Source organism: Enterococcus sp. 5H, from assembly GCF_028128615.1.
GTDB lineage: Bacteria > Bacillota > Bacilli > Lactobacillales > Enterococcaceae > Enterococcus_L.
This window is the reverse complement of sequence record NZ_AMDP01000061.1, coordinates 12,633-38,609: the sequence shown is the minus strand read 5'-3', so window position 1 is coordinate 38,609 and position 25,977 is coordinate 12,633. Positions and strand designations below refer to the sequence as shown.

At 38.4% G+C, this 25,977-nt stretch carries 31 protein-coding genes; 29 read left to right on the top strand and 2 right to left on the bottom strand.

The window, feature by feature from the left end:
* The first annotated feature begins 43 nt into the window (after window positions 1-43).
* The 28 genes from C240_RS14760 (at window position 44) to C240_RS14625 (ending at window position 21,908) form a co-directional block, all read left to right on the top strand.
* Window positions 44-1,348: a DEAD/DEAH box helicase gene (locus C240_RS14760; RefSeq protein WP_333908830.1), complete on the top strand. Its 1,305-nt coding sequence runs from the start codon at window positions 44-46 to the stop codon at window positions 1,346-1,348.
* Window positions 1,321-1,557 (top strand): helix-turn-helix domain-containing protein, encoded by a 237-nt coding sequence (locus C240_RS14755; RefSeq protein WP_271497355.1) that lies wholly within the window; start codon window positions 1,321-1,323, stop codon window positions 1,555-1,557. The genes C240_RS14760 and C240_RS14755 overlap by 28 nt, the downstream gene beginning before the upstream one ends.
* Complete coding sequence (locus tag C240_RS14750; RefSeq protein ID WP_271497353.1) at window positions 1,557-2,054, top strand: hypothetical protein; 498 nt, start codon at window positions 1,557-1,559, stop codon at window positions 2,052-2,054. The genes C240_RS14755 and C240_RS14750 overlap by 1 nt, the downstream gene beginning before the upstream one ends.
* Window positions 2,055-2,747: 693 nt before the next feature.
* Complete coding sequence (locus C240_RS14745; RefSeq protein WP_271497351.1) at window positions 2,748-3,182, top strand: terminase small subunit; 435 nt, start codon at window positions 2,748-2,750, stop codon at window positions 3,180-3,182.
* Entirely contained in the window at window positions 3,163-4,428 is a 1,266-nt protein-coding gene (locus C240_RS14740; protein WP_271497349.1) for a PBSX family phage terminase large subunit, read from the top strand. The genes C240_RS14745 and C240_RS14740 overlap by 20 nt, the downstream gene beginning before the upstream one ends.
* Window positions 4,429-4,443: 15 nt before the next feature.
* Window positions 4,444-5,892 (top strand): phage portal protein, encoded by a 1,449-nt coding sequence (locus C240_RS14735; RefSeq protein ID WP_271497347.1) that lies wholly within the window; start codon window positions 4,444-4,446, stop codon window positions 5,890-5,892.
* Window positions 5,893-5,997: 105 nt separating this feature from the next.
* Window positions 5,998-6,906 (top strand): phage minor head protein, encoded by a 909-nt coding sequence (locus C240_RS14730; protein ID WP_271497345.1) that lies wholly within the window; start codon window positions 5,998-6,000, stop codon window positions 6,904-6,906.
* Window positions 6,903-7,163, top strand: coding sequence for a hypothetical protein (locus C240_RS14725; RefSeq protein ID WP_271497343.1), 261 nt, complete (start codon window positions 6,903-6,905; stop codon window positions 7,161-7,163). The genes C240_RS14730 and C240_RS14725 overlap by 4 nt, the downstream gene beginning before the upstream one ends.
* Window positions 7,164-7,278: 115 nt before the next feature.
* Entirely contained in the window at window positions 7,279-7,866 is a 588-nt protein-coding gene (locus C240_RS14720) for a phage scaffolding protein (RefSeq protein ID WP_271497341.1), read from the top strand.
* Window positions 7,867-7,883: 17 nt separating this feature from the next.
* Window positions 7,884-8,798, top strand: a complete 915-nt coding sequence (locus tag C240_RS14715; RefSeq protein WP_271497339.1) for a capsid protein — start codon at window positions 7,884-7,886, stop codon at window positions 8,796-8,798.
* Window positions 8,799-8,800: 2 nt separating this feature from the next.
* Entirely contained in the window at window positions 8,801-9,169 is a 369-nt protein-coding gene (locus tag C240_RS14710; protein WP_271497337.1) for a hypothetical protein, read from the top strand.
* A gap of 30 nt (window positions 9,170-9,199) precedes the next feature.
* Window positions 9,200-9,730: a hypothetical protein gene (locus C240_RS14705; protein WP_271497335.1), complete on the top strand. Its 531-nt coding sequence runs from the start codon at window positions 9,200-9,202 to the stop codon at window positions 9,728-9,730.
* A gap of 2 nt (window positions 9,731-9,732) precedes the next feature.
* Complete coding sequence (locus tag C240_RS14700) at window positions 9,733-10,050, top strand: phage head completion protein (protein ID WP_271497333.1); 318 nt, start codon at window positions 9,733-9,735, stop codon at window positions 10,048-10,050.
* Window positions 10,050-10,451 (top strand): HK97-gp10 family putative phage morphogenesis protein, encoded by a 402-nt coding sequence (locus C240_RS14695; protein ID WP_271497332.1) that lies wholly within the window; start codon window positions 10,050-10,052, stop codon window positions 10,449-10,451. Before C240_RS14700 ends, C240_RS14695 begins: the two co-directional genes overlap by 1 nt.
* A complete protein-coding gene (locus C240_RS14690) occupies window positions 10,451-10,828 on the top strand; it encodes a hypothetical protein (RefSeq protein WP_271497330.1) in 378 nt (125 codons plus the stop codon). The genes C240_RS14695 and C240_RS14690 overlap by 1 nt, the downstream gene beginning before the upstream one ends.
* Complete coding sequence (locus C240_RS14685; protein WP_271497328.1) at window positions 10,829-11,536, top strand: hypothetical protein; 708 nt, start codon at window positions 10,829-10,831, stop codon at window positions 11,534-11,536.
* Window positions 11,536-12,000 (top strand): hypothetical protein, encoded by a 465-nt coding sequence (locus C240_RS14680; protein WP_271497327.1) that lies wholly within the window; start codon window positions 11,536-11,538, stop codon window positions 11,998-12,000. The genes C240_RS14685 and C240_RS14680 overlap by 1 nt, the downstream gene beginning before the upstream one ends.
* Window positions 12,001-12,035: 35 nt before the next feature.
* Window positions 12,036-12,329 carry a hypothetical protein gene (locus tag C240_RS14675; protein ID WP_271497325.1) on the top strand — a complete coding sequence of 98 codons (294 nt, stop codon included), beginning with the start codon at window positions 12,036-12,038 and terminating at the stop codon, window positions 12,327-12,329.
* A complete protein-coding gene (locus C240_RS14670) occupies window positions 12,319-16,014 on the top strand; it encodes a tape measure protein (RefSeq protein ID WP_271497323.1) in 3,696 nt (1,231 codons plus the stop codon). The genes C240_RS14675 and C240_RS14670 overlap by 11 nt, the downstream gene beginning before the upstream one ends.
* Before the next feature lie 12 nt (window positions 16,015-16,026).
* Complete coding sequence (locus tag C240_RS14665; protein WP_271497320.1) at window positions 16,027-16,914, top strand: phage tail domain-containing protein; 888 nt, start codon at window positions 16,027-16,029, stop codon at window positions 16,912-16,914.
* 13 nt (window positions 16,915-16,927) lie between these two features.
* A complete protein-coding gene (locus C240_RS14660; RefSeq protein WP_271497318.1) occupies window positions 16,928-17,515 on the top strand; it encodes a hypothetical protein in 588 nt (195 codons plus the stop codon).
* On the top strand, window positions 17,508-19,514 hold the full coding sequence (locus tag C240_RS14655) for a phage tail spike protein (RefSeq protein ID WP_333908829.1): 2,007 nt from the start codon (window positions 17,508-17,510) through the stop codon (window positions 19,512-19,514). Before C240_RS14660 ends, C240_RS14655 begins: the two co-directional genes overlap by 8 nt.
* Window positions 19,515-19,721 carry a hypothetical protein gene (locus C240_RS14650; protein WP_271497316.1) on the top strand — a complete coding sequence of 69 codons (207 nt, stop codon included), beginning with the start codon at window positions 19,515-19,517 and terminating at the stop codon, window positions 19,719-19,721.
* Window positions 19,718-19,930 carry a hypothetical protein gene (locus C240_RS14645; RefSeq protein ID WP_271497314.1) on the top strand — a complete coding sequence of 71 codons (213 nt, stop codon included), beginning with the start codon at window positions 19,718-19,720 and terminating at the stop codon, window positions 19,928-19,930. Before C240_RS14650 ends, C240_RS14645 begins: the two co-directional genes overlap by 4 nt.
* Window positions 19,923-20,390, top strand: coding sequence for a phage baseplate protein (locus C240_RS14640; RefSeq protein ID WP_271497312.1), 468 nt, complete (start codon window positions 19,923-19,925; stop codon window positions 20,388-20,390). The genes C240_RS14645 and C240_RS14640 overlap by 8 nt, the downstream gene beginning before the upstream one ends.
* Window positions 20,391-20,409: 19 nt before the next feature.
* Window positions 20,410-20,766: a hypothetical protein gene (locus C240_RS14635; RefSeq protein ID WP_271497310.1), complete on the top strand. Its 357-nt coding sequence runs from the start codon at window positions 20,410-20,412 to the stop codon at window positions 20,764-20,766.
* A 3-nt stretch (window positions 20,767-20,769) separates the two neighbouring features.
* Entirely contained in the window at window positions 20,770-21,069 is a 300-nt protein-coding gene (locus C240_RS14630; RefSeq protein WP_271497308.1) for a phage holin, read from the top strand.
* Window positions 21,069-21,908, top strand: coding sequence for an N-acetylmuramoyl-L-alanine amidase (locus tag C240_RS14625; protein ID WP_271497307.1), 840 nt, complete (start codon window positions 21,069-21,071; stop codon window positions 21,906-21,908). The genes C240_RS14630 and C240_RS14625 overlap by 1 nt, the downstream gene beginning before the upstream one ends.
* 43 nt (window positions 21,909-21,951) lie before the next feature.
* On the opposite strand, the gene C240_RS14620 is transcribed toward C240_RS14625, so the two are convergent.
* Window positions 21,952-22,518: a hypothetical protein gene (locus C240_RS14620; protein WP_271497305.1), complete on the bottom strand. Its 567-nt coding sequence runs from the start codon at window positions 22,516-22,518 to the stop codon at window positions 21,952-21,954.
* Window positions 22,519-22,573: 55 nt separating this feature from the next.
* Window positions 22,574-22,753 carry a hypothetical protein gene (locus C240_RS14615; protein WP_442896605.1) on the bottom strand — a complete coding sequence of 60 codons (180 nt, stop codon included), beginning with the start codon at window positions 22,751-22,753 and terminating at the stop codon, window positions 22,574-22,576.
* A gap of 1,398 nt (window positions 22,754-24,151) precedes the next feature.
* Here C240_RS14615 and C240_RS14610 point away from each other — a divergent pair.
* Entirely contained in the window at window positions 24,152-25,465 is a 1,314-nt protein-coding gene (locus C240_RS14610) for a glucosaminidase domain-containing protein (RefSeq protein ID WP_271497301.1), read from the top strand.
* Window positions 25,466-25,977 lie beyond the last annotated feature (512 nt).

Sequence of the window (25,977 nt, the reverse complement as noted above, 5' to 3'; positions counted from 1 at the left end):
AGGGTTCATACTTGATCACCCGTATGCTGGGGTGTTGTTAGATATGGGACTTGGAAAGACTTTAAGCAGCTTATCAGCTGTTGAAGAATTGATCCATACGTTTTCAATCGTTGATAAAGTTCTTGTGATTGCCCCTTTAAGTGTGGCACAGAATACTTGGGACGCCGAAATCAAAAAATGGGACCATCTCCAACATCTGACCTATTCTAAAGTTTTAGGTACCCAAGAGCAACGCATAGAAGCTTTAAACACAAAAGCAGATATTTACCTTATCAACCGTGAAAACGTCGTGTGGCTAGTTGAGCACTACAAAAAACGATGGCCATTTAAAACCGTCATCATTGATGAACTATCTAGTTTTAAAGATCCAAAGTCTAAACGATTCAAAGCCCTTCGAAAAGTTCGACCTTTGATGGAACGTGTCATCGGTTTAACGGGAACACCAGCACCAAACACATTAATTGATCTTTGGCCACAAATCTATTTATTGGATCGAGGTGAACGATTAGGAAAAACAATAACCCAATATCGCAACAAGTATTTTCGACCAGCACAACAAAATGGGCATATTGTCTATTCATGGGAACTTTTACCAGGAGCCGAAGAAGAGATATACCAGAAGATTGGAGACATTTGTGTGAGTATGAAAGCAAAAGATCATCTAGATTTACCAGAACGAATCAACAACTATGTCACTGTCAATCTAACGCCAGCAGAACGGACAAAATATAAAACTCTTGAGCGTGATTATGTTTTAGAGCTAACTAATTCAGATGTTGTTGCAGCTAATGCAGCGGTTTTGTCTAACAAGTTGCTTCAGATGGCCAATGGGTGCATATACGACGAGGAGGATCAACCGCAAATTATCCATGAAGCGAAACTGGATGCCCTAGAACGAATTATTGAAGAAGCACAAGGACAGCCCATTCTAGTGTTTTATTCGTACAAACATGATTTAGCCAGAATCTTGAAACGATTTAAGCAAGCCACAGCTTTAGACATAAAAAGTGATCACATCGATCAATGGAATGATGGGAAAATCGACTTATTGTTAGCCCACCCACAATCTGCAGGACACGGCTTAAATCTTCAAAAAGGTGGTCATATCATTGTCTGGTTCGGACTTACATGGTCTTTGGAATACTACCAACAAGCAAACGCAAGGCTAGACAGACAAGGTCAAACGGAATCCGTCATTGTCCACCATATTGTGGCAAAAGACACACTGGATGAACAAGTTATCGGTGCGTTACAACAAAAAGAAGTTAATCAAGATGCCTTACTTGAGGCAGTCAAAGCACGAATAGAGGAGGTACAGCAGTGCATGAGAGTGAAGAAAGACCCATAAACGATGTAATCGTAGAAAATATTAAACGGTATTGGGATCCTAGCAAAATGACTAAAGATCAATTCGGTAAATATTTAGGAACGTCAGGTTCCGAGATCAATAGGATTTTGGGAGGTGGCAATATCACGGTAAAAAAATTACAGCAGATTGCGCAAGTACTAGAAGTTAAAACGATAGATCTTGTAGAAGACTGGAAGGAGGTAAAATGATGGAAGAACAAATTCAGATTGTGGAACTTGGTGAAAAATCTATTAGGAAAATTGCTAAAGAAGTTCATAAGTTAGATTTAGCAGAAAAAAAGAAAATAAGAGATAATGCTTATCACAATACAAAGGTACTTTTGAAAAATTACAACAAATTGAAAAAGCATTGCGAAATCGTAGACGAACAATTAACAGAAGAATTAGGGACTTTGTGGAGTGATTGGCGTTTTGATTTGAACAGTCTTCTTGAAAACAAAGCTAAAACAGCTAAATTAATGGTACATGTGGATAAAGCGTTGCTGGAATTAAAAAAAGAAGATGAAGCAAAGTTCAATTTAATCAAGCGTAAATATTTTACAAAAGGCGCCAAAACGGATGATATGACAATATCATTAGAGCAAAGAATCGAAAGAAGTGTTTTAACGAAACGTATGAAAGTCGCTTGTACGGAATTAGCTATATTACTTTTTGGGGTAGACGTAATTCTTTTTAAAACGGAGTAGTTGCACAATTGTAGCCCCCGCGATGCACAACTTATGTGTTATTATGATAGCGTGAAATAAGTAGGTCATCCAAAACAAAAACTCCTTTTTCATACATTTACTCCTTTTATTAATGACTGTCGGATGACTTGCTTACTCTTTACCCACAGGTAATACCTAGTTTACAGCCTGTGGGTGATTTATATTTTGTCACTGCTGATGAGGCGGTTCAGCAGATCATCTCTGTGTCTTGCGAGGTTCGAATCCTTGCCAGTGACATTGGGAGGACTAAATAGACCAGGCATGGCTTTTTAGTATCTGACCCAGTAAACATTGGGACGTATGCGCCCACATTATCTGATATGAGATAAGCGCATATCACTATGGCTTGTTTATTAACAAGGCTTAGAAAGCTTATGCAACCTGCACTGGTAGGCATGAATACCTGATATGTCGTAGAGTTCAAATCTCTGAATCGTGGTGAGGCTCGTGGTAGAACCTATAGAGGGCGGGCTGTCAGTTCAATTCTGACTCGTGTAGGTTGCTTAAAAATGGTAAGGTGCTAGCACAATGGTAGTGCATCAGATGGATAATCTGAAGATGTTGTTCGAATCAACGGCTGAGCTACATTTTTAGTCATCGCTTATGCGGTGGCTTTTTATATTACATAAACCGTCATTCGTGGCGGTTGTTTTTAGAAAGAAGGTGAATAACATGACAATGACGGAGAAACAGAAGAGGTTCTGTGATTTTTATATCCAGCTTGGAAATGCGAAGCAAGCAGCGATTAAAGCAGGCTACAGCAAAAAAACGGCTAAACAAATTGGACAGGAGAACTTGACTAAACCTGACCTAAAAACTTATATAGATGAACAACTCGACAAAATGCATAATGAACGGACTGCCGACGCTCAGGAAGTCTTAGAGTATCTCACTACAGTCATGAGAGGCGAACAGACTGAACAAACAACAATAGGCTTAGGGGAAGGCGCTCAAGGTATTACAGATATTGAAGTCGGAGCCAAAGATCGAATAAAAGCTGCTGAACTATTAGGTAAACGTCATGCGCTGTTCACTGATAAAGTTGACCTAAACACAGGCGATATTGTTATAAAAGTTGGTGAATGGGATGAAGACGAAGAAACGTAATATTGTTTTACGGTTTGATTATCCGTCACGAACGTTCAATAAGCCTGTATATGATAATTTGCAAGATTTTGATAAATTTACCGAGGTATACTGGGGCGGCGCATCGAGTGGAAAATCTCATGGAGTAGTTCAAAAAGTCGTGTTCAAAGCGTGCTTGCCGTGGAAGCATCCCAGAAAAGTGTTGTGGACAAGAAAAGTCGGCAGTAGCATAAAAGAATCAATTTTCGCTGATGTGTTAGCATGTTTAGCTGATTGGAAACTGTTAGGTAGGTGTAAGGTCAACAATACCGACTTCCGAATAACTCTACCAAATGGAGCTGAATTTATCTTTAAAGGGTTGGATGATCGAGAGAAAATCAAATCAATCAAAGGTGTTTCAGATGTAGTTATGGAAGAAGCGACAGAGTTCGACCTAGATGATTATACCCAGTTAACACTCCGTCTCAGAGAACGTAAGCATCCCAAAAAACAAATATATCTGATGTTTAACCCAGTGTCTAAATTGAACTGGGTCTATAAGTATTTCTTTGGAAAAGAAGCAGAGTACAATCCAGAACGAACGGCTATTCATCACAGTACTTATCAAAATAATAAATTTTTAGATGAGGACACACGCCAAACTATCCAAGACCTAGAGCGACGTAATCCGGCATATTATCGCATCTATGCATTGGGTGAATTTGCGACACTGGATAAACTAGTATTTCCTACTACGATGTGGACAAGACGCCGACTTGATCCGAATAGTCCTGATTTAAAGAATCTCGAAGACTTGTACGGGCTTGACTTTGGGTATGTTAACGATCCATCAGCGTTTATTCGGGTAAAAGCAGACATCAAGAATAAAAAGCTCTATTTCGTAGAAGAATACACACGAAAAGGCTTATTGAATGATGCAGTAGCGGATAAAATTCATGAATTAGGCTGGCAAAAAGAAATTATCACCGCTGATTCTGCAGAACAAAAATCGATTGCAGAAATAAAGAAACTGGATGTGCCTAGAATTAGAGCTGCTGTAAAAGGGCCCGACAGCATAAGACATGGAATACAATTCTTGTTGCAGTTTGATTTTATTGTAGATGATCGATGTGTGAAATTGATCGAAGAACTAGAGAATTACACTTATAAAAAAGACAAGAAAACGGGAGAATACACAAATACTCCTGTTGATTCGTATAATCATCTGATCGATGCGATACGATATGCAGTTGAACATCTTAACAGAAAAGGAAAATGGCTTGTATAGAAAGGAGGCGCTCAAATGCCAAACATTTATGAAACAGATGATTATAAAAAAATGGCTGAACAGATCAAGCGTGATATTCAACAAGATCAGCAAAGCGAACTGAAAGAGAAGATGCGCGAAGGAGTTGCTTATTATGGTTATCAGCACGACATTTTAAAACTAAGGCTTTTCTACTACGACAATGAGGGCGTGATGCACGAAGAAAAGAATCGTAGCAATATAAGAATTGCCCATCCGTTTTTTGCTGAACAAGTCGATCAAAAAGTTCAGTACCTTCTTTCGAATCCGATTGAGTATAAAACGGATGATGAAAACCTCAAAGAAGAATTGAAGTATTACACAGATGAAAACTTTCAACTAATTCTTGAGAGTTTAGTAGAAGGGGCTTCAATCAAACGTCATGAATTTCTATATTATTATGTCAATCAAGATGGCCGCTTAAGTTTTGCGATTGCTGAAGCTGAAAAGGTTATTGAGATTTACGACGACAAAGGATTACTTTCTAATTACGTCCGATACTACAAGGACAAGATAGAAAAAGACGGTAAGGTTGTGACAATCACTAAAGCGGAAGTTTGGCGGAAGAATGACACTGTCTTTTTTGTTCAAGATGGAGCGAACAAGGAATTCAAACTTGATGAAACGATCATTGTAAACCCGCAGCCTCACTGGTTAGTTAGAGACGAACAAGGCAGACTATACGGCAAAGGCTTTGACCGTCTACCGTTTTTGAAACTAGAAAACAACGGAAATAAGAAAACCGACTTAGAGCCTATTAAGGATTTAGTGGATGATTACGACATCATGGCTTGTGCCTTGTCCAATAATCTAGTTGATTTTGACCATCCAATTTATGCGGTCAGAGGTTATCCAGGAGACGACCTAGACAAACTAGTCACCAATTTAAGAACCAGAAAAACTATTGGTGTAGATGGGGAAAAGGGTGGCATTGACGTAAAAACTGTGGATATACCAGTTGCAGCTCGTGATACAAAATTACGGATTGATAAAGAAAACATCTACAAATTCGGAATGGCGTTTGATTCTACACAGGTAGGCGATGGCAATATCACCAATGTAGTGATTAAGTCTCGGTATTCCTTGCTTGATCTTAAGTGTAATAAAATCGAATCGAGACTGCGTAAGCTTTTAAGAGAGGTTTTAAGACTAATCGTGGATGACATAAACAGTCGGACTGGTAAAGCGTACGATGCTAACAGCATTGACATTATCATTACCAGAGACACAACATTCAACGAAAAAGAAGTTGCTGAAATCGAAAAAATCAAAGAAGACACGAAGCAAGTCAAGATAGCATACTTACTGACAGTTGCTCATAAGTTGAATGACGAATCCGTGCTTAAAATGTTATGCGAAACGCTAGACTTGGATTTTGACGAAGTACAACAAGCATTGCTAACACAAGACTACGAGATAGGAGATCTAGACGATGACGATATTTGATTTTATGAGCCAGCATCCGGTGTTAACAGTTTTTATCATCTTAATCTTAAGCACTTGGGAGCCTATCACTATTAAGAAGTTTTATGGAAATGATAGTGATGATTGATGAATAAATACCAAAAAGAATTAGAGGCTTTGCTTAAGAAACAATATGCTTCTGCATCTGATGAATTAAAAAAGGCTTATGGAAAATCGCTAAAAGAGATTAAGAATAAAGTTGAGTATTACATGATGCAGCATAGCAGTTTAAGTTATGCGCAGAAGTTAGAAGTTGCCCGGTTAACATCGCTAATGGTCCAAATAGAGAATGAATTAGATTTCTTATCTGACGTTCAACAGCAACACGTTTACAAATATCTGCAGTCGTCCGGTCACGTGGCTTACAATGAGTTGTTTTATGATTTTGAACAAACTCATGGCTTCTCTATCGAATTTAATTTACTCAATAGGGATTTAATCCAAACGATTATTGATACACCGATTAAAGGTATTAAACTGTCAGCACGTTTGAATGATGGTGTCATATCAACTCTTAAAGCCAACTTATTAAGCCAATTACAAATAGGACTGGCTCAAGGGAAATCATACGCAGAAATGGCACAGGCTTTATCTGACGTAGCCGATTCTTCATATAAGCGAGCTATGACGATTATGAGAACTGAAGCTGGACGAGTTCAAGCAGTTACACGCCAGAAGTCACAGACAGAAGCGGATAACCAAGGGGTTGAGTTTGAGAAAGTCTGGTCTTCTACATTGTCATTAGCTACTCGTGATACCCACAGAGCGCTGGATGGCCAAGCGGTGAAGCCAAACGAAAAGTTCAAGTCACCGAGTGGACACGCAGCTTTACAGCCTCACATGTTCGGAGTTGCGAAAGAAGATATCAATTGTCGCTGTCGTACGTATTCACGAGTGAAAGGTGTTAAACCTGAGTTGAGACGTGATAACGAAACTAAGAAAGTAGTTAAATACAGGAATTATAAAGAGTGGGAAAAAGGGAGGTCAGTAGCATGAACGAAAGAGCTTGGACATGTCCGAACTGTGGAAAATATGTATTTTTGAGTGAAAAAAGCGAACAAATAGATAAAGGAGTAACTCATCATTACTATGAATGTGACTACTGTTCAGAAAAAGTAACTATCTATTATTCTGATAACCGACTACGCAAGATGATAAAAAAGCAAAGTAAAGAAACAAATATAGTTATCAAACAAGCAAATGAGCGAAATATTTTAGAACGGATGACAGAATTACGAAAAAAATACGAATAATTAAAGTCTAGTGACGACTAGGCTTTTTGTTTTACCCTAGACCTGCTCGAATGTCTCTAAAAGTCGGCTCACAGTGGGAGTTGCCACTCAAAAAACACTTAGGAGGATTTTATCAATGAAAAAAGAAGATTTATTAGCACAGGGTTTAACCGAAGAACAAGCAAAATATGTTATGGGTGAGTATGGTAAAACAGTAACCACTCACAATAAAGCAATTGAAGCATTGAAAGAATCTGAAACAGCTCTTCAAGCGCAAATTGCAGACAATAACACAAAGTTAGCTGAGTTGGGCAAACAGGAAGGTAACTCAGATGCGTTGAACCAAAAAATTAAAGAGCTACAAGAAAGTAATCAAGCATTAACAGATGAATTAGCAGCTACAACAAAAACAAATGCTATTCACAACGCGTTACGTGATGCCGGGGCAAATGACCTTGACTATTTGGCGTATAAGCTAGGTGAGGTCGAAGTGGACGATAAGGGAGTAATCAAAGACTTAGAAAACAAGATCAAAGATTTACAAACAAATCATCCTACTTTTTTTGAAGTAACTGACCCAGCAGAACCAACACCAAAAGGTCCAGAAGGATTTGAACAGATTCCCAATCCATTGAAACCAGGCAATAATGCTGATCCAGATTTAACAGAACAATTTACCAGTGCATTTACTGCAGATATCCCAGCAACACAAACTACTAATTAAAGAGAGAAGGAAATAAAATGCCAGCAATTTTAAATTATGCAACAGCTTATCAAACAGGATTACAACAACGTTATGCAGCAAACGGACTTTTGTATACTCAAAAACTTTGGAGTTCTCCGTCTAACTCTATCATTAAATGGACAGGACAAAAAACGGTGAAGTTACCAAAACTATTAATCAAAGGCGGGCGAAAAGATCGTACGCGTCGTAGTATTACCGGGATTGAAGCGAATTACGAAAACCAGTGGGAAACTTACGAACTGACGAACGAACGCTACTGGAGTACATTAGTCGATCCGTCAGATATTGATGAAACAAACTTTGTAACGTCGATTGCGAACATTACTAAGGTTTACAACGATGAAGAAAAAATTCCAGAAATGGATAAACAAATGATGTCAAGTCTGTTTGCTCGTAAACAAGCATTAGGCGGCGGAGACGGAATTGTGGCGTTGACGTTAACAGAAGAAAACTTCTTGACAACATTCGATAAGTTAATGACTGAAATGGATGAACAGGGCGTACCTGCAGTTGGACGTACAATCTTCTGTACACCAGTTATTCGTACATTGATTAAGAACTTGAAGAACTTCGGCCGTACATTACCAGTACAAGGAAGTACAAACGAAATCAATCGAGTGATTAATCGCTTGGATGAAGTAACAATTGAACCTGCAATCCCATCTGATCGCATGAAAACATTATATGATTTCACGACTGGTGCCGTAGCTGATCCAACAGCCAAACAAATCCAGATGATGTTGATTCATATTCCTTGTATGGCTGCACCTCAAAAATACAGCTTTGTGGGATTAGATTCACCGTCTGCAGCAAATAGCGGAAACTTCTTATACTATGAACAATCTTATGACGATGTCATTGTATTCGAAACAAAACACGAAGGTTTAGCCTTTGTTATTGAAGGAGAATAGATATGAAAGTAAAAAAAGGTAGTCGTATTTTACAAATCGATGATTCAGAGAAAAGCACCTATTTGTCAGAAGGTTATGATGTAGTCGAATTAGACAAAGAGACAAACTCGTACGAAGTTGTTGAAGAAGCAACAGGCGGCAAGACGTATTCAATCGCAGAATATAAAGCAGTATCGGACGAATTAAAACAAGCCAAAGCAACAATTGCTGAATTGGAGCTTGCGCTTAAAAAGGCTAAAAAAGGCGGCGAATTTGATCGTAAAGAAGCTTTGGCCAAACTTGCTGAATTGGGTATTGAACACAAAGGAAATGACAGCAACGACAAATTAAAAGAATTACTAGAAACAGAAGCAAATGAGGGTGGCGAATAAGCTATCCTCTTTTAGATTGGGGGAACACTTATGATTATCACTCTTGCAGAGGCTAAAAAACTACACTCTGAAATTACCCAAGAAGACTTAGACGGCATTGAGGTAGCGATTAGGGAACTTACACATAATAACTTCCAAAATCGCAATGTCCGAATCGATCAATTGAAGTTTGAAGGGACTAAAATTGTTTCGTTTGAGGAAAAGATCGGCTTTGTAAAAGGAAAAACGATCCAAGTATCAAATTCTAAATACAATGACGGTCTATATACCATTAAAACTGTAGATTCTGATTATATTGAAGTTGAGGGAGACACGCCGTTTATCTCTACTACTGTTATGCGAGCTATTGCCACTTTGGTGGAGTACCCAGCGGATATTGTGGCAGGCGTTCGAAAGCTTATTCAGTATGACAAGCGAATGGGGCATAAGTTGGGCATCAAATCAGAAACAATCTCTCGATGGTCCACATCATATTATGACCAGAATTCTTCTGAAACGGTCAATGGTTATCCTGCAGCAATGATGGCATTTATCACTAAATATCGAAAGCTGAGGTTCTGAGTATGGGACCTTTTTCTTTTGATATTAAACGTGAAGTGACAACAGGAACCAACCCAATAGGCGAACCAATTGTAGAATGGCGAACGGTTTATGAAGTTGAAGGTTATCTAGATTTATTGACAGGAGATGAGGCGAACTCTTCAAACAGCTTTATTGAAGAATCTAGCCATGTGTTCATGTTATTCGATGTGTCAGTAGATATTACAAATGCTGATCGTATTTATAACCCTAGATCAGGGTTAACCTACGAAATCACCTTTGTTGATAATCCTATGGAACTGAATAGCCAGTATGAGATTTATTGCAAGAAGGTGGCCTAATGACTTTTGTAGACAATTCTCAAGCCGGGAAAGATGCCATCAAAAAAGCAACTGTTGAGTGGCTAATACAAGCATGTATGATGGTTGAAGGGTTCGCAGTTAATCTACTACCGATCAGTACAAGTAAATTGAAACAAAGTATTGGGTATCAAGTCGATCAAAAGGAACTAGTCGGCTATGTGGGTGCAAATACAGATTACGCCGTTTATGTAGAGTTTGGGACAGGAGAATTCGCTGAGAACGGTCAAGGTCGTAAAGGTGGTTGGGTATACAAAGACCCGACTTGGGGATGGCAATTTACTTATGGGATGGCACCTCAACCTTTCTTACGCCCTGCCTTTAGACAATCCAATGCGCAAATTCAGGCTTTAGCCAAAGAAATATTCGGGAGGTCTATTTGATGGATTTACTTATTGCAGAATTACTAAACGCCTTCAAACAGGTTCTTCCCGAAGTATTTTATATACGAAATTATAAGAAAGAAGTCGATTACCCTTACATGACTTTTAGCTATACTGGGGAACCTTTAGGTAAAAATCAAGAAGGATTCTATCTTGATTGTGATGTTTTCGACGATCAAGGGAAGAACAATCAGCGTATTGAAGAGGTTATAGGGAAACTACAGAATTTCGTTAATGATGATGAAAATCGAATATTAAATGAACAATTTTTCATAAGGTTCGATTTTATTCGACCAAATAACATACCGACAGGGTCGGACACACTACAAAGAAGATATGCACAAATTTATGTGCGTGTTGATTGGAGGAAAAGTTAAATGTCAACAATTACAAGTGAGAACTTACCAAAAACAGGGTACACCAAAGAAGCAGCAGGCAATTTTCTGTTAAACGCAGGTGCATGGGTAAAAAACCTTGTGTGGGATGCTACAGCAAAAAAATGGAGCTACGATTTAATCGGAGCGACGAGTGAAGGTTCTAAATTAACAATGAAGAATACGTATCGAAAAGTTCCGATCGACGGAATGTTTACTACGCCAGTAGGTGCAGACATGATTGAAGAAACAGAAGGCACATTTGAATTGAACATGATTGAACATACACTATCTAATCTTAAAATGATGTTGTTAGCTGATTCAGAATCAAGCGATGGAACCGACTTCCCGGCTGGTTACGAGATTATCAAACCGAAAGCCATTATTGAAGAATCAGATTATATTAAAAATATGGCCTATATCGGGACGATCAGCGGATCGAAAAAACCGATTATCATTATTGTAGATTATGCTATTTGTACGTCTGGTTTGGAGTTAGAACCCAAAGACAAATCAGAAGCCGTCTACACAGCAGTGTTTGAAGCTCGAACAGATCCAGAAAATATCGAAACACAAGCGTTACCTATTACTATTCTATACCCAACAAAAGACACACCGGAAGTGCCAGAAGAACCAGCACAAACTCGTTCAGTTCGACAACTAGATGGTGCGCCAGAAACAACTACTGATGAAAAGGCAGGTAAAAAATAATGGCTAGCAAAAAAGATTTGAAAATCAGAACTTTAATGGCTGATGATATGTTCACAGTTTTAGCATTCGCGGACAAGTTGGAATTAACAGACAAAATCATTGGCTTTTTAGAACAACGAGATCAAGCAGCGGATGTAATGGCCAAGCAAGTGGGATACAAGTTAATTATTGAGAAAGACCCAGGTTCTAAAGAGGCGAAGCAAGCTGAAAAAGATTTAGAAGCTGTAAGCGCCCAAATTAGCAAGCAAAGTTTCGACATTATCGGTCAAATCTTGAAAATGGTCATGTCCAATTTAAAAACGATTAAAACAGAACTAAACGCTTTTTTAGCTGATATTTTGGAAGGTGATTTTACAGCCGAAGAGGTGGGTAAATTGCCATTAAGTCAGTATGTGAGGCTGTTGAGAGATTTTTTCGAAGTGACGAAAACGGAATTAAAAGAATTATTTACCTTGCCAGAATAGTAGAAAGTGCTGGCGGTATCAATAAATTTAGAGACATGTTGTTTAGACGATACAACGATGTCTCTTTTTTGTTATCTTCTATGCGATTTAGTGATTTACCAGAGTTTATCAAAACGATGTATCAAGAAAAGCTGGATGATGACTTACGCGAAAATTGGTTGTCAAATCCATTCAGAGAGAAGTCTTTTGAAGAGTTTAAGGATGACTTACTGAAAGAACATGCGGATAGCTTGAAAACGAAAACAGAAGTAGAGACCGAAGCTGTGTCAGGAATGAACGAAGCATTGAAATTATTGAATACATTAGGGGGTGAAGGTGTTGGCAGTTAATATATTTGAGTTGTTCGGCAAAATCGGTGCAGATGATAAGCCAGCCACACAAGCCATAGACAGAGTGGTTGGTCACGCTCGAACAGCAAACAACACTTTATCTAATGGATTAAATTCAATGGGGAGTTGGTTCACTGGAGTGGGGAATAAACTCACATCAAGTATAACAAAACCGGCAGTAGGAGCGGCTTCTGCATTAACTGGGATTACTTTAGTAAAAGGTTTTAATCGTTTAGTGGGTATCGATGACGCTAAAGCGAAACTGTTAGGTCTTGGTCATAGTGGTGAAAGTGTTGAGAACATTATGAAATCAGCACTAGAATCGGTAAAAGGAACTTCTTTTGGTATGGCGGATGCGGCAACTATTGCGGCAAGCGCTGTAGCAGCAGGTATTGAACCTGGGGAACAATTGACAAAATACCTAACTCTTACAGGAGATGCGGCCGCTATTGCTGGTATTTCTCTAAGTGAGATGGGGTCAATTATTAACAAAGTTCAGACCTCGAATGTAGCATATACGGACAATTTAAACCAGTTGGCAGATCGAGGGTTACCCATTTATCAATGGATCGCAAAAGAGGCAGGAGTTGCGACAGATTCTGTAAAAGACTTAGCCTCTAAAGGGGAAATATCTTCTGAGATGTTTTTAGCCGCTATTGAAAAAAATATTGGTGGCGCTGCTAAAACGATTGGTGATAACTCGTTTAGTGCTTCTATAGCAAATATGTGGTCATCTGTTGGCCGTATTGGTGCAAACTTCCTAGATGCTGGTGGCAAAGGCGGAGGCTTCTTTTCTACACTCAAACCACTTGTCGGCGAGTTTACCGAACTATTAGGCAAGCTAGAGGATAAAGCAACGGAAATGGGTGTGAAATTCGGCGAATCGTTCCAAGGGGTCATTAAATTAGTGCTTGATCTAAAAGCGAAATTTGATGCACTTTCTCCGGCAACACAACAAGCAACAATCAAAGCTGCTGGAATGGGGACTGCATTTGCCGTCGGTATTGGTCCAGCGTTACAACTGTTTGGTAAGTTTACTTCGGCACTCTCACCAGTCGCGAAAGCCTTTGAAACACTCAATCTAGGAATTGACTTGATACCAAGTACAGCAACGAAAGCATTTGGTTCGATCGGGTCAACGGTTGAAGGGTTTCAGGGTAAATTGAGCAGTGGCATGAGTAAAGTATCCGAGTTCGGTCAATCGATCCAAAACATTGGTTCAGCTGGTGGCGATATCATTGGAAAACTATTACCCGATTCTGCCTTAAGTAAAATAGATGCCTTGGGCGGACGTTTTGCTGGTGTAAAAGAATCTGTAGTAACTCAATTTCAAGGTATCGGCGATTATATCGGGCAACAGTCATTTGAATGGGGAGCCAAATTAGGTCGCTTTGACAATTCCGGTTTATTCGGAAAACTTGACGCCGTAAAAGGAAAACTAGGGGAACTATCACCTATGTTTAGTCAACTTGGTTCAGGCTTCCAACAAATAGGTGGTCAGTTCGGTTCAATGGCTTCTGGCATGATTGGACAACTTGGAGGGCTCGCTTCAATGGCTCTTAAGTTGGTAGGACCAGGAGCAATTATTGCTGTTATCATCGCTGGCTTAGGTTTAGCACAAAGTCAATTTGGTACACAGTTAGACGGATTTTTCCAAATGGCAACTGAGAAGGGTCCTAAAATTATTACAGGTCTAGTAACGGGTATCACTAGTAAAATTCCTACCTTGATGCAAGAAGGAACCAAGCTGTTGACTAATTTCTTAGAAGCTCTCACAGCAAATTTACCAGCGATCATTCAAGGTGCTGCTCAAATCATTACGAGTTTAGTACAAGGGCTATCTCAGAATGTGGGTAAAATTATTCCGGTTGTACTACAAGTGCTGCAAACTTTCCTTGCTGAAATTATCAAAGCTTTGCCAATGTTATTAGAAGCTGGGCTAACTCTTCTTATGGCGCTTATTGATGGAATTGTAGACAATTTGCCTGCTCTTATCACTGCTATTGTCGAGTTAATTATTATCTTTATTGAAAAGATAACCGAAGCACTGCCTATGTTAATTGAAGCAGGTATCAAAATTCTAGTGGCTTTGATTGAAGGGATTACTATTGCAATACCTCTGCTAATTGAAGCTTTACCAGCTATCTGGGAAGCAATTAAAAACGGACTAGCAAGTGTAGACTGGGGAGCTTTAGGTAAGCAAGTATTAGCCGGTATAGGAGCGGGTCTTTCAGCGATCGGGCAAATGTTTGGTAAGATTTTCGAACCACTAACCAAATGGGCGAGTGATAAAGGCAAAGCTATTTCAGATAGCTTCAAAAAATCAGGAGATGCCGCTAAAAATTCTTGGTCCGGTGTAAAAGAATACTTCAAAGGTGTCGGCGAAGGAATCAAGCAAGGTTTTGACGCAACAATAGTTTGGTTTGAAGGGTTGCCAGCGTGGTTTGGCGAAAAATGGACAGCAGTTAAACAAACATTTTCTGATGCTCTAGGAGCAATTAAAGGCTTCATAGATGAACATTTCGGGTGGATTTATCCTTATGTACAAGGAGTATTCACTGGTTTACAGGATTATTTCACTGGTGCGTGGACACTTATTAAAAACATTTTCTTGGCCCCAATACTTTTGATCGTCACATTCTTTACTCAAGGATTCGACGAGATGAGAAACACAGCTAGTCAAATCATGCAAAACATTCTTGATGCACTTTCTCAGATTTGGGAAGGAATTAAAGGAGTGTTTAACAATTCCACAGGAGCAATTATTTCTGCTGTGGTTAATGCCTTTATCAACATGAAAAACAAAACCCTTGAAAAAATGGGTGAAATTGTTGAAACAATCAAAACGAAATGGGATCAAGCTATTGCTTGGATGACTGGCTTACCTGGTCGTTTACAAAGCTCTGCTACGACGGCTTTTGAATCCGCTAAAACAGCCGTAACAAATAAGATGACCGAAGTATATAACACAGTTATCGCTAAATGGAACGCTGCTTTAGCTTGGATGACTGGTTTACCAGCTCGAATTGCTGCGTCAGTGTCAGATGCATGGGAGAAAGCTAAAACGGCTGTATCTGAAAAATTAACCGCTGTTTATGAGACGGTTAGCACTAAGTGGACGCAATCTATCGATTTTCTATCGAGTATCGATTTAGCTCAGGTTGGTAGAGATGCTATTCAAGGCTTATTAAACGGAATTACTGAAATGGCTGAGAAAGTCTGGAACAAGATGCAAGACATCGGAAATGGCATTCGTGAAAAAATTGAAGGTGTACTAGGAATCAATTCGCCTTCTCGTGTGATGCGCCAAACTGGTTTATTTACAGGTGACGGTCTTGTTTTAGGTCTTGAGGATAGCAAATCGGCAGTATTTAATACGATGCAGGATATTGCGGAAATCATAACCGGGACAGACTTAGCAGTTGGTGACATAGCAATGGGGGCAATTGCCCAACCGTTCGGGGCTTCTATGGAACAAACGCTTACGAATGATAACGAGGAAATCAAAGGTTTACTAGCAAACATGACCGATGTTCTTCATTCCTTATTAGAGAAAGACACCAATTCTTATATGGATAGCCGACTTGTGACCGATGTTTTAAAAGGTCCAATGTCAAAAGGAATTAACGCTGACAGCGAATCAACGGCTAGAGGTCAAGGTGTAGTACCTAGACCCGCTATGTAAAGTAGGGATTATATGCAAATAACAATAGATGATACAACAACTTTAGCAGATTTCAACATGGTTGTATTGGCAGGGTGGGAGCGTCCGCTCTCTCCTGCTATTAAAGCCAAGACAGTAGAAATACCTGGTCTCATAGGTGAATGGGATTTTGGCGACGAGCTAAACAGTCGAACGCTTAAAATCCCTGTCGCTTATATGGGACAAGAGACAGCCAATAGGAGCTTTGATCTTCGAAAGTTCATGGACTTTATCACAGATGATTTCGGAAGACCTCGATTATTAAAAATTATTTTTTCAGACGAAAATGATGTGTTCCAACTGGTGAAAATGAAAGTTGCGCCAAATCCGAAATACTATGTTGTGGGTGCTGATTTTGAACTCACTTTAGTAGGGAATGATCCGAATAAGTATGCTCGCTTTACTGCTGAAGATGTTTGCTGGGGTAGCGAAGAAATTGATTTTACCTTTGATTACACTTTTGGACACAGCGGACGTGGGGAAATCCATATCCAATCCGACAATGTTGTATGGGGTAGTGAAGTTATCGATTTTACGTACAACTTTTTAATGGGTGACACTTCGGGCAGCAACGCAAACACACCGATCAGTAAGAAGTTTGAGCTTGAGAATAAAGGTCTTGCAGTAAGTCCAATCGTGCGTATCAGAGGTTCTGCGACACGGGTCACTTTTTATGCGAACGGTGAAAAAGCATTTGTAATAAAAGACTTGGTCAATGCTGATTATGAATTGGACTGGATCAGGTATGTTGGTTTTCTGAATGGGAAAGAAGTGTTTATTGATGGTGAATTTGTACTTAAACCGGGCATCAATGAAATTGTCGCAGAGGCGATAAATGCCGATATTTACTTTTCTGTGTCATACAGAGAAAGATTTAATTAAGGAGGCGCAACGAATGGCAGAACATATATTAGCAACAGATACATTAAATGCTGGACGTATCAAAATAAACGAGTTAGCAATTGATGCCGCAGCAAGAGCAGAAACAAACTCCGAAACAGCTATTGCTAAAGGCGATCAGGCAATACAAAAAGCAACAGAGTTAGGGAATGAATCCATACAAATTGCGACTGATAAAGGGAATGAATCTATTGAAATCGCTGAAACCACAGGAGCAGAAGCGATTCGAATTGCTAACGAAAAAGGGGATAGTTCTATTTCTATTGCAACAACAAAAGGAAATGAATCCATTGCGATTGCAGAGAATGCCCTTGAAGTAGCAAATGGTGTGCGTAATGAATTTGACCAAATTATTCAAGAAGCTGGAGACAGTAACCCTGAAATCGTTAATGCTCGAACCGATCAAAAAGGGGTAAAACACGACACTTTAAATGCTCGTTTAACTTCTGATTTGTCACGGAAAGTTGAGTTTACAGACTTGGCCACCACTTCTAAAGATGGGCTGATGTCAAAAGCGGATAAGTCGAAACTAACCAATTTACCTGTCATCACGTTCACTGAACGAGGTGAAGTAGTTGATTAGAGTAAAAGTCTTAGATATGAAACGAAATTATACAGCACGTTTAGAAAATGCTTATCAGGTCAGCTATGAGAAGAAGTCGAACAGTTTATGGACGGCTTCTTTTCGTTTACCTTTAAATGATCCAAAAAATGAAAAAGTTCAGTTTTTCCATTGGATTGAATTAACCAACGATGATGAGTATATCGGGCTATTTCGAATTATGCCGAAGAAGACAGTCCACAATCGAGCAACAAATGAGATCAGTTACGATTGTGAACATGCTTTTGCGACACTCTTGGACAGCTCTTTATTTAAAATTCATCAACTGGAGAATTGGACCACAAGGCAAGTGATTGATTATTTATTGAACAAGCAGCATACCCAACACTGGAAACTTGGCCAAGTTGACTTCGTCCGATACTTTCACTATAGCTGGGAGAACGAAAACTTACTTAGTGCCTTGTTAAGCGTGCCTAAGCCGTTTGATGAACAGTTTCGTTGGTCGTGGGATACTAAAAGTTATCCGTGGACATTGAACCTAGTAAAACCAGAGACAAAGCCTGTCTGTCGAATTAAAGAGGGTTATAACCTGATCGGGTTTGAAATTTCAGAGAATCCAAATAACTTATTTAATCGTCTCTATCCGCTAGGAGCTGGTGAGGGTATTAACCAACTGGACATTAAGCGAGTAAACAACGGTATACCTTATTTAGAGAATAAAGAATCAATCGCTAAATATGGCTTACGTGAGTATGTTTGGGCTGATCGACGTTTTACTGTAGAGGAAAACTTAAAATCTAGTTGCCAAGCGCTTCTGGACAAATGGAAAGAACCTGCAGTAAGTTGGGAAATTCGAGCTATCCAACTAGCGGAACTATCCGGCTTAACCGTTGACAGTTTCCATGAAGGTGACATTGTAAGAGTGGTGACGAATGATTATGGCACGCTTGACTTAAGAATCCTTAAAGAGAAAGCACCAGACATGACCAAGACACCATGGGAACGAGAACTAGTCATAGGAAGCCTTCAAGATGACTTAGGAACAACCGCAACTGATCTAGAGCGTCGGCAACAAATCAACGAACTATACTCTCAAGGGGCAACGAATATCACTAGTGTTGACTTTCAAGATAATTGTGATTCGAATTCACCAGCAAGGCTGAGATTTTATATCAATGAGAATGTGGTGAATGTAAATGAATTAGAGCTGACATACAACACACGAGCGTTCAGAGCTTATTCAAAAGCGATTAAAGGTGGCGGGGCAACAGTCACGTCTACTAGCGCCGGTGGTGGAAGCACACAAACGAGTACATCTGGGGGAGGCAGTACTCAAACAAGTAGTTCAGGTGGTGGCGGAACACAAACAAGTTCGTCTGGCGGTGGAAGCACTCAGACAAGTAGTGCAGCTGGCCAAAGTACGAATACGAGTAGCGCCGGTGGGAATCACAGACATGTGATGTTTAACAACGGTAGGAATCCTCCCATTGGACAAACAGGGGCACGCGCATTCGTTGATGGTTTAGGTCAAACTGTTATATTGGATATATCCGCTGCACAAAGTTCAATCATACAAACTGCCGAAAGCTCAGGAGATCACTCCCATTCTGTGACAACGCCAGCGCATACGCATGGTGTATCGATACCAGCGCATCAACACAGTGTCAGTATTCCTGCTCATCAGCATAGTGTGACCATTCCTGCGCACCAACACAATGTAACTATACCAGCTCATACGCACCAAATAACTTTGCCAAACCATACCCATGAAATTGAGTATGGCATTTTTGAGTACAATTCAATCCCTAATCGATTAACGATAAAAGTTGATGGAGTAACAGTTCCAATTACAGCTATTTCTGGTGATCGCATTAGTTTGATTAAGTATTTGAAAAATAGTGAAGGTATGGTGACTAGAGGTTGGCATACTATTGAAATTTTACCAAATGGGCTAGCTCGTATTGAAGCTCACTTAGATTTATTTTTATTCATTCAAAGCCAACTAGGAGGACAATATTAGATGAAAAATTTAGTCGTTACATTAAAAAATGGTGTCAGTGTTCAGTTACTTTTCGAATACCGAAGCGAAGCCGAAGAAGCTCGAAAAAAGCTTTTAAAGTGTAAGAAGCGTTTTTGCCAAGTTGTGGACACAGCAACGATTCGAGTAAGTGAGATCGCATTGATCGAGATTATGGAAGTAAAAATTGACCAGGAGGCAGAAGCATGAAAGTAAAATTAGAGTTGCAAGGGAAAGAGCCAGAAATAATTGAAGTTGAAAGCTTTGATTTGCAAAATGCCGTTGAAATAATCAATGGTTTCAAAACAAATGAACAAGGGAACCCGCTACAGGGGTTCATGGTAGGAACTGACAAGTATGTTAGAGCGCTAGAAGTAGTAAGTATTGACATTATTCAGGACGGTGAAGCAGATGACTAAAATAGTAGATTTGGAAATTGATGGAGAGAAAAAATATCCGTACACACATTCGCAAGCAGTCAATGGGTTGCTTGATTTCTGTTACCCAATTGGCAGTATTTACCAGAGTACTAAAAGTGATGAACCAAGCGAACTTTTCGGAGGAACATGGAAACGATATGCTCAAGGGAAAACATTAGTTAGTGTAGATGATAGCGACACAGACTTTAACGCAGCTGGTAAAACAGGCGGAGAAAAAGCACATATAATCACTGAAGCAGAATCTTTCCGCCACCGTCACGATGCATTAAGAATTACTGTTGGAACCAATCCGACAAGTTACTTGGTTGGTAATGCAACTCCTGGAGGCGGACAAATTGGGATAAATGACGGTTTGACAACTGGATATACAGGCGGAAGTCAGCCACATAACAACATGCAACCGTATATTACAGTTTATATGTGGGAACGTACGGCGTAGTGAGGAAGGACGGTGGCATATGCAAGATGAACTAAAGAAACTCGTAGATAAGCACGATCGGGACATCGCTCTTTTACAACAAGGTCAGAAAAAATTAGAAGAAAATGTAAATAGCTTATCTGACTTAAAAAGTGATATGGCAGTACTTAATACAAAAATGGATAAAAATGAAACCTTTATGCAAAAGCAATTTGATACGTTGCTAACCGCGATAATTGGTAAAAACGATCAAAAAGAAAAACACGCGCATGAATTTAGGATGATGACAACTGGTAAAATATTTGGAATCATCACTGTTAGTATTACGAGCGGCGGGATTTTATTTTGGTTAGTACAACAACTTTACACGTTATTTATGAATAAAATAGGAGGCTAAATCATGAAGAATAAGATTAACTTGAGCGTACGATTTTCAAAAGATAACTTATCATTTATTGTTCGCTTTGTAGGTGCCTTATTGGTACCTATTTTAATTTATATGGGGTTAGAGGTGAAAGACCTAACGTCTTGGCCAGCGTTGTGGACAGTATTTGTTCAGGCGGTTTCTAATCCGTATATTGTGGGTTTAACTGTTATTAATGCTATTAACTTGATTCCAGACCCAACGACTAAAGGGTTAGGTGATAGCAACCAAGCTTTGGAATATACGAAGCCAAAAGAGAATGGGGGTGATGAATAATGCCAAGTATTTTATTAATTGCTGGTCATGGTGCTGGTGATCCAGGAGCTGTTGGCAACGGGACTTCTGAAGCAGTAGAAACTCGCCGAGTAGTAAATGCTTTGGTTGGTCCACTGCAAGCGAATGGCTTTGCCGTTAAAGTATACGATCAAAGCAAAAATGCTTTTGCCGAAGCGCAAGCCGGACGCTTGAATTTTGGCGGTTCGTTCGATTACGTATTCGAAGTACATTTTAATTCGTTTAATAAGCAAGCCAAAGGAACAGAGGCGTATATTACAACCTCAGAATCAGGCGATGTCGTAGAACAAAAAGTTGTTTCTAAGTTGGCCAAGTATTTTACCAATCGCGGTGTAAAGCGAACGAATTTCTCTGTAATTTACAATGCAAAAAGCAGAGGAATGTCATCGTGCCTGTATGAAGTCTGCTTTATTGATAATGCAGAAGATATGGCAGCTTACAACAACAATTTCAACTCAATTATCACTGATATGGCCAACGGAATTGCGGAAGGTTTCGGCTTGAGCGGAAACTCCACCAGTCAAGGCGGTAGTAATTCTGGTAGCAGCAACACGAGCAACAATCAAAATACACAAACACAAAAACCAAAACAACAGGAGGTAATTACAATGGTATGTACATTTAATATTACAGATAAGGACGCAACACTTTATTATTACGACGGACAAAAAGTTATTGCGCTTAAACAACCAGATCAAGCACGAGTATTACGTGATGTTTACAGACTAAACAACGGTAAAGAAATGCCACATTTTAATTGGACAACTAAAGCGCCTTGGTACGATCGTTTGATCGAAACAACAAAACTTAAAGCTGTATAAAAATTAAAAGTACCTTCTCTTAAGTGAGAGGGTACTTTTTTTATTATTGGATTTTTTCGAATACATCTTTGTATTTGTTGAAATCAGCCTCACTCATTGACATATCTGCTGTAATGAATGAATTAATGTGGGAATTACGAGCAACTCTTTGAGGGACTGAATATTCACCGTTTTCAAAGTTGTCTATAGCCATATTCATTTGAGCTTCATCAGGATAAGTGTATATCTTGATTATATATTCAAAGCCAGAGTCTACTTTCTCTGTATAAAAAGATAGTCCGGTTTCTGGTATAGGATCAAGATAAGCAGCATCATTAATTGTATCTATTTCCGTAACACCCAAACCAATATCTTTATTTACATACATTTCCAAACCAGCATCAAAAAATGCTTGTGCAATTTTTTTATTTGTATCAGATTTTATATCAGCTAATACAGCATCTTCATCTTCTTTGGTAGGAGCTTCTGAACTAGAAGAACTCTCCAACTCCTTAACTCTCGATTCTAACTGTTCTACTTTACTACTAGCAGTCGTTTCCTTTTTATCATTCCCACAAGCTGTAAGCCCAAATACAGCAATTAATAAAACTCCATAAATCACTTTTTTCATAATAATCCTCCTTAAGCTAAATTACTTTATAAGTATATCAAACAAAACGTTAAGATTAAACAGATAACTCATTTTTACGTTCTGAGATCAGTTGCTCAAGCTCTGCTAGGTCTTCGAGTGTGGCTTTTGTATTAATGAACGACTTAGCAGACCTCTTACTTGTCATGTAGTTTCTATGTGCTTTCTTCTCTTCATCGGAATTGATTCTCTTCCTGTAATTTTTGCTCGCTCTAATTTGAGATTCTGGGGTAAGATTTTCTTTTTCCACGGTTTACTTCTCCTTATAATTTTTAATGGCTACAACGAGCCCTGCGACAGCAAGGATTGCAACAACAAGATAAAATACTAGCATTTTGTTTTCCTCCTTATATTTTGATATAATGGAGATAGAAGAGGGGGTTACCCTCTCTATCAAATTACTTTTTGCGTTTCTTTTTCTTCTTAGTTTGCTTGGAGGCTGTTAAGAAGTTTAGAATCGCTGTGGCTAATAGTGTGAGAGCTGTTAGCCATTTTATTATGTCTTCTATCATTTTTTCACCTCCTTAACTATATATCTATTATAACGCATGCGTTATATAAAGTCAAGGCTTTTACCTAATTAAATAGTAAAAAATCCCCACTTTTTTTAGTAGGGATTAAGCTATCTTTGACAATGGTTTAAGCACGAATTCCCGAATGAAGCTATCAGGATTTCGTATGGTAAATTTTTCTATTATGAACTGGTTTCTATTATTGTAATGTCCGAATGTAGCAAGTTCAAATTTATCCTCGTCTAAAAATAATATAAGGTTAGCTAAGTCTTTGTTATGAACTAGACAGTTAATGTTAGCCGCGTTCGTTTTTAAAGTAAATCGAACTAACATATTAGGAAACGACTTAATTACTCTTATTTTAGTAACAAAACCTACATAGCTGTTCTTATTCATATCTATACACCGCCCAAATTTGATAAATCAATTATACGAATATGTGTTCGTGTTGTAAAGCGAACAGAATATTAAAATATAAAATTATAGACATGATGATTCTGAATAAACAAATACGTATTTAAAACGGCAAAATCTGAATACTATTTGAATACCAAAACACTGTTAAAAGTTGTTACTTACTGCGTGTGGTTAAAATGTAAAACGTTGATTTTAAAGTCTTTTTTGAAAAATTGTGACTAGTTGTTATCGAAATTTCAATTTAAGATGTATCGTAAATAAAAATAGCTTTTTAAGAATTTCCAAGTGACAATAATTTTGTCGAATTTTGGGAATTCTTTTTTTTATATGACATAAATTTTTCTTTTTTTCATAAAAGGTGAATTTTCTAAGAAGATTTTGAAACTTTCGAATCAAGTACAAGATTTTACTCTCTACTTATGGTAAAATAAATTCAACTTGTAGAAGGTTAAACTTGATCTTTAGAAAAAAAGGTCGGTGAATATATGGAAAAAATCAATTTAAGTTGTACAATATTTGAGTGATACTAACGTTCTGATGCTTAATTTGATTTAACCATCAATACCAACCGAATGAGTTTACTCTCTAAGTTAACTTGGATTTACTTATACAATTTTTGTGTAATTAAATCTGAAGAATTGACATCGTAACATTATCAATATTACATAAGAAAGGAATTAAATTGAATGAAAAGAAAATTTTTATCATTCCAGATGGCTTTTTTACTTGTGAGTATGAATTTAGTCCCAGTGATCAGTCATGCTGATGAATTAAATCAGTCAGAATCAACGCCAGCTGATGGTGAAACGAACCAAACTACAGATAGTTCTGGGGGAGTTGAAGAGCCAGCTACTTCTGAGCCATCAACATCTGACTCTGAGACAAATACATCTAATGAGACTGGATCAACAGATTCAAGTACTACAACGGAATCTTCTACGCCAGTGGAGCAACCAACAAATAATCAAGAAGCTGGTCAAACTGCACCAGTAACTCCTAAAGAAACGCCTACTGTTGATTCTTCTGCGCAAACGACAGAAACAGGAGCAATTGATCCATCAGATCAAGAAATTAAAATTGTGAAAAATGAGCCGACAGAAACGTTTATTCGCCGTATCGGTGAAAAAGCACGTGCAATTGGTCAGAAAAATGATCTATATGCATCGGTTATGATTGCCCAAGCAATTCTAGAAACAGGAGCTGGCGATAGTGACTTAAGTCAACAACCATATTATAATCTTTTTGGTATTAAAGGCGAATTTGAAGGAGAAAGTGTTGTTTTTTCTACACAAGAAGATGATGGTGCCGGTAATTGGTACTCCATTGATGCTGCATTTAAAAAATATCCTGGTTATAAAGAATCTTTTGAGGATTATGCCAAGTTAATGAAAGAAGGCACTGATTCAAATCAAGAAATTTATTCAGGAACTTGGAAATCCAATGCGGTTACGTATCAAGAAGCAACAAAGGCGTTAACTGGCGTCTATGCGACTGATACTAGCTATGATCAAAAGCTTAACGCTTTTATTGAAGAATACGAATTAACTGAATATGATAAAGAAAGACCGTCAACATCTGCGAGTGGTATCATTGTTACTGATAGTCATCCAGATAGTGATTTTCCAGATTATTCAGGAGAAACGTTTGCTGGATCAGAAGCTTATGCAGCAGGTAACTGTACGCAGTATGTTTATAACAGAATTGTTCAATTAGATGGTTATGTTGAAACTACTATGGGTAATGGTATGGATTGGGCGTCAACAGGCAAAGCGAATGGTTATGAAGTTTCTAACCAACCTAAAGCTGGTACTGCAGTGAGCTTCCAACCAACTGTTGCTGGAGCCGATGGAATATATGGACATGTGGCATTTGTAGAACATGTTTATGAAGATGGTTCTATCTTAATTTCTGAAATGAATGTAGCAGGTTTAGGAATTGTTTCTTTCCGAGTGATTGATCAAAACACAGCTAACACATTAGCTTATGTAACACCTAAATAGAGAATTTTTCGACAGCAACGATCTTATATACAGATGTTGCTGTCGATTTTTTATTATAAATGGAAATATTTAAGAAAAGTCCATTTACTTTTTCTTAAATATTCTATAGAAAACCTAAATAATTTAGGCATACTTTCTTCAAATATACGAGTTATTATATATGTATACCCAATAACAAATCCAAACAAAAACACTTTTTCATTTTTACTCCTCAAGTAGAATGAACTCCTTTACCGCTCAGTCACCCAGCTGAGTGGTATTTTTTTGTTCATTGTATTGTAAAATAGTATTTGGAATTTAACTCGTCTTCTACAAACAAGCGAGATTGGGACAGAAGTGGTGTTCAATTCTAAGAACTAAGTAGGTACTGATCAACATTAACTCGATGATCGTTGTGTTATATTGCAATAAGAGGAATTCATGAAATTTGCCAAGAATCAACATGAAGTTGCGAATGTATAATGGTTGGTACCTAATTGATGCTCTTCAAATTTTTGTGAATTTTGGCTTAT

Coding starts and splice junctions, on each gene's coding strand:
- C240_RS14760 (WP_333908830.1), top strand. CDS start 44: ATGGGACTTGGAAAGACTTTAAGCAGCTTATCAGCTGTTGAAGAATTG.
- C240_RS14750 (WP_271497353.1), top strand. CDS start 1,557: ATGGAAGAACAAATTCAGATTGTGGAACTTGGTGAAAAATCTATTAGG.
- C240_RS14745 (WP_271497351.1), top strand. CDS start 2,748: ATGACAATGACGGAGAAACAGAAGAGGTTCTGTGATTTTTATATCCAG.
- C240_RS14740 (WP_271497349.1), top strand. CDS start 3,163: ATGAAGACGAAGAAACGTAATATTGTTTTACGGTTTGATTATCCGTCA.
- C240_RS14735 (WP_271497347.1), top strand. CDS start 4,444: ATGCCAAACATTTATGAAACAGATGATTATAAAAAAATGGCTGAACAG.
- C240_RS14730 (WP_271497345.1), top strand. CDS start 5,998: ATGAATAAATACCAAAAAGAATTAGAGGCTTTGCTTAAGAAACAATAT.
- C240_RS14725 (WP_271497343.1), top strand. CDS start 6,903: ATGAACGAAAGAGCTTGGACATGTCCGAACTGTGGAAAATATGTATTT.
- C240_RS14720 (WP_271497341.1), top strand. CDS start 7,279: ATGAAAAAAGAAGATTTATTAGCACAGGGTTTAACCGAAGAACAAGCA.
- C240_RS14715 (WP_271497339.1), top strand. CDS start 7,884: ATGCCAGCAATTTTAAATTATGCAACAGCTTATCAAACAGGATTACAA.
- C240_RS14710 (WP_271497337.1), top strand. CDS start 8,801: ATGAAAGTAAAAAAAGGTAGTCGTATTTTACAAATCGATGATTCAGAG.
- C240_RS14705 (WP_271497335.1), top strand. CDS start 9,200: ATGATTATCACTCTTGCAGAGGCTAAAAAACTACACTCTGAAATTACC.
- C240_RS14700 (WP_271497333.1), top strand. CDS start 9,733: ATGGGACCTTTTTCTTTTGATATTAAACGTGAAGTGACAACAGGAACC.
- C240_RS14695 (WP_271497332.1), top strand. CDS start 10,050: ATGACTTTTGTAGACAATTCTCAAGCCGGGAAAGATGCCATCAAAAAA.
- C240_RS14690 (WP_271497330.1), top strand. CDS start 10,451: ATGGATTTACTTATTGCAGAATTACTAAACGCCTTCAAACAGGTTCTT.
- C240_RS14685 (WP_271497328.1), top strand. CDS start 10,829: ATGTCAACAATTACAAGTGAGAACTTACCAAAAACAGGGTACACCAAA.
- C240_RS14680 (WP_271497327.1), top strand. CDS start 11,536: ATGGCTAGCAAAAAAGATTTGAAAATCAGAACTTTAATGGCTGATGAT.
- C240_RS14675 (WP_271497325.1), top strand. CDS start 12,036: ATGTTGTTTAGACGATACAACGATGTCTCTTTTTTGTTATCTTCTATG.
- C240_RS14665 (WP_271497320.1), top strand. CDS start 16,027: ATGCAAATAACAATAGATGATACAACAACTTTAGCAGATTTCAACATG.
- C240_RS14660 (WP_271497318.1), top strand. CDS start 16,928: ATGGCAGAACATATATTAGCAACAGATACATTAAATGCTGGACGTATC.
- C240_RS14650 (WP_271497316.1), top strand. CDS start 19,515: ATGAAAAATTTAGTCGTTACATTAAAAAATGGTGTCAGTGTTCAGTTA.
- C240_RS14645 (WP_271497314.1), top strand. CDS start 19,718: ATGAAAGTAAAATTAGAGTTGCAAGGGAAAGAGCCAGAAATAATTGAA.
- C240_RS14640 (WP_271497312.1), top strand. CDS start 19,923: ATGACTAAAATAGTAGATTTGGAAATTGATGGAGAGAAAAAATATCCG.
- C240_RS14635 (WP_271497310.1), top strand. CDS start 20,410: ATGCAAGATGAACTAAAGAAACTCGTAGATAAGCACGATCGGGACATC.
- C240_RS14630 (WP_271497308.1), top strand. CDS start 20,770: ATGAAGAATAAGATTAACTTGAGCGTACGATTTTCAAAAGATAACTTA.
- C240_RS14625 (WP_271497307.1), top strand. CDS start 21,069: ATGCCAAGTATTTTATTAATTGCTGGTCATGGTGCTGGTGATCCAGGA.
- C240_RS14620 (WP_271497305.1), bottom strand. CDS start 22,518: ATGAAAAAAGTGATTTATGGAGTTTTATTAATTGCTGTATTTGGGCTT.
- C240_RS14610 (WP_271497301.1), top strand. CDS start 24,152: ATGAAAAGAAAATTTTTATCATTCCAGATGGCTTTTTTACTTGTGAGT.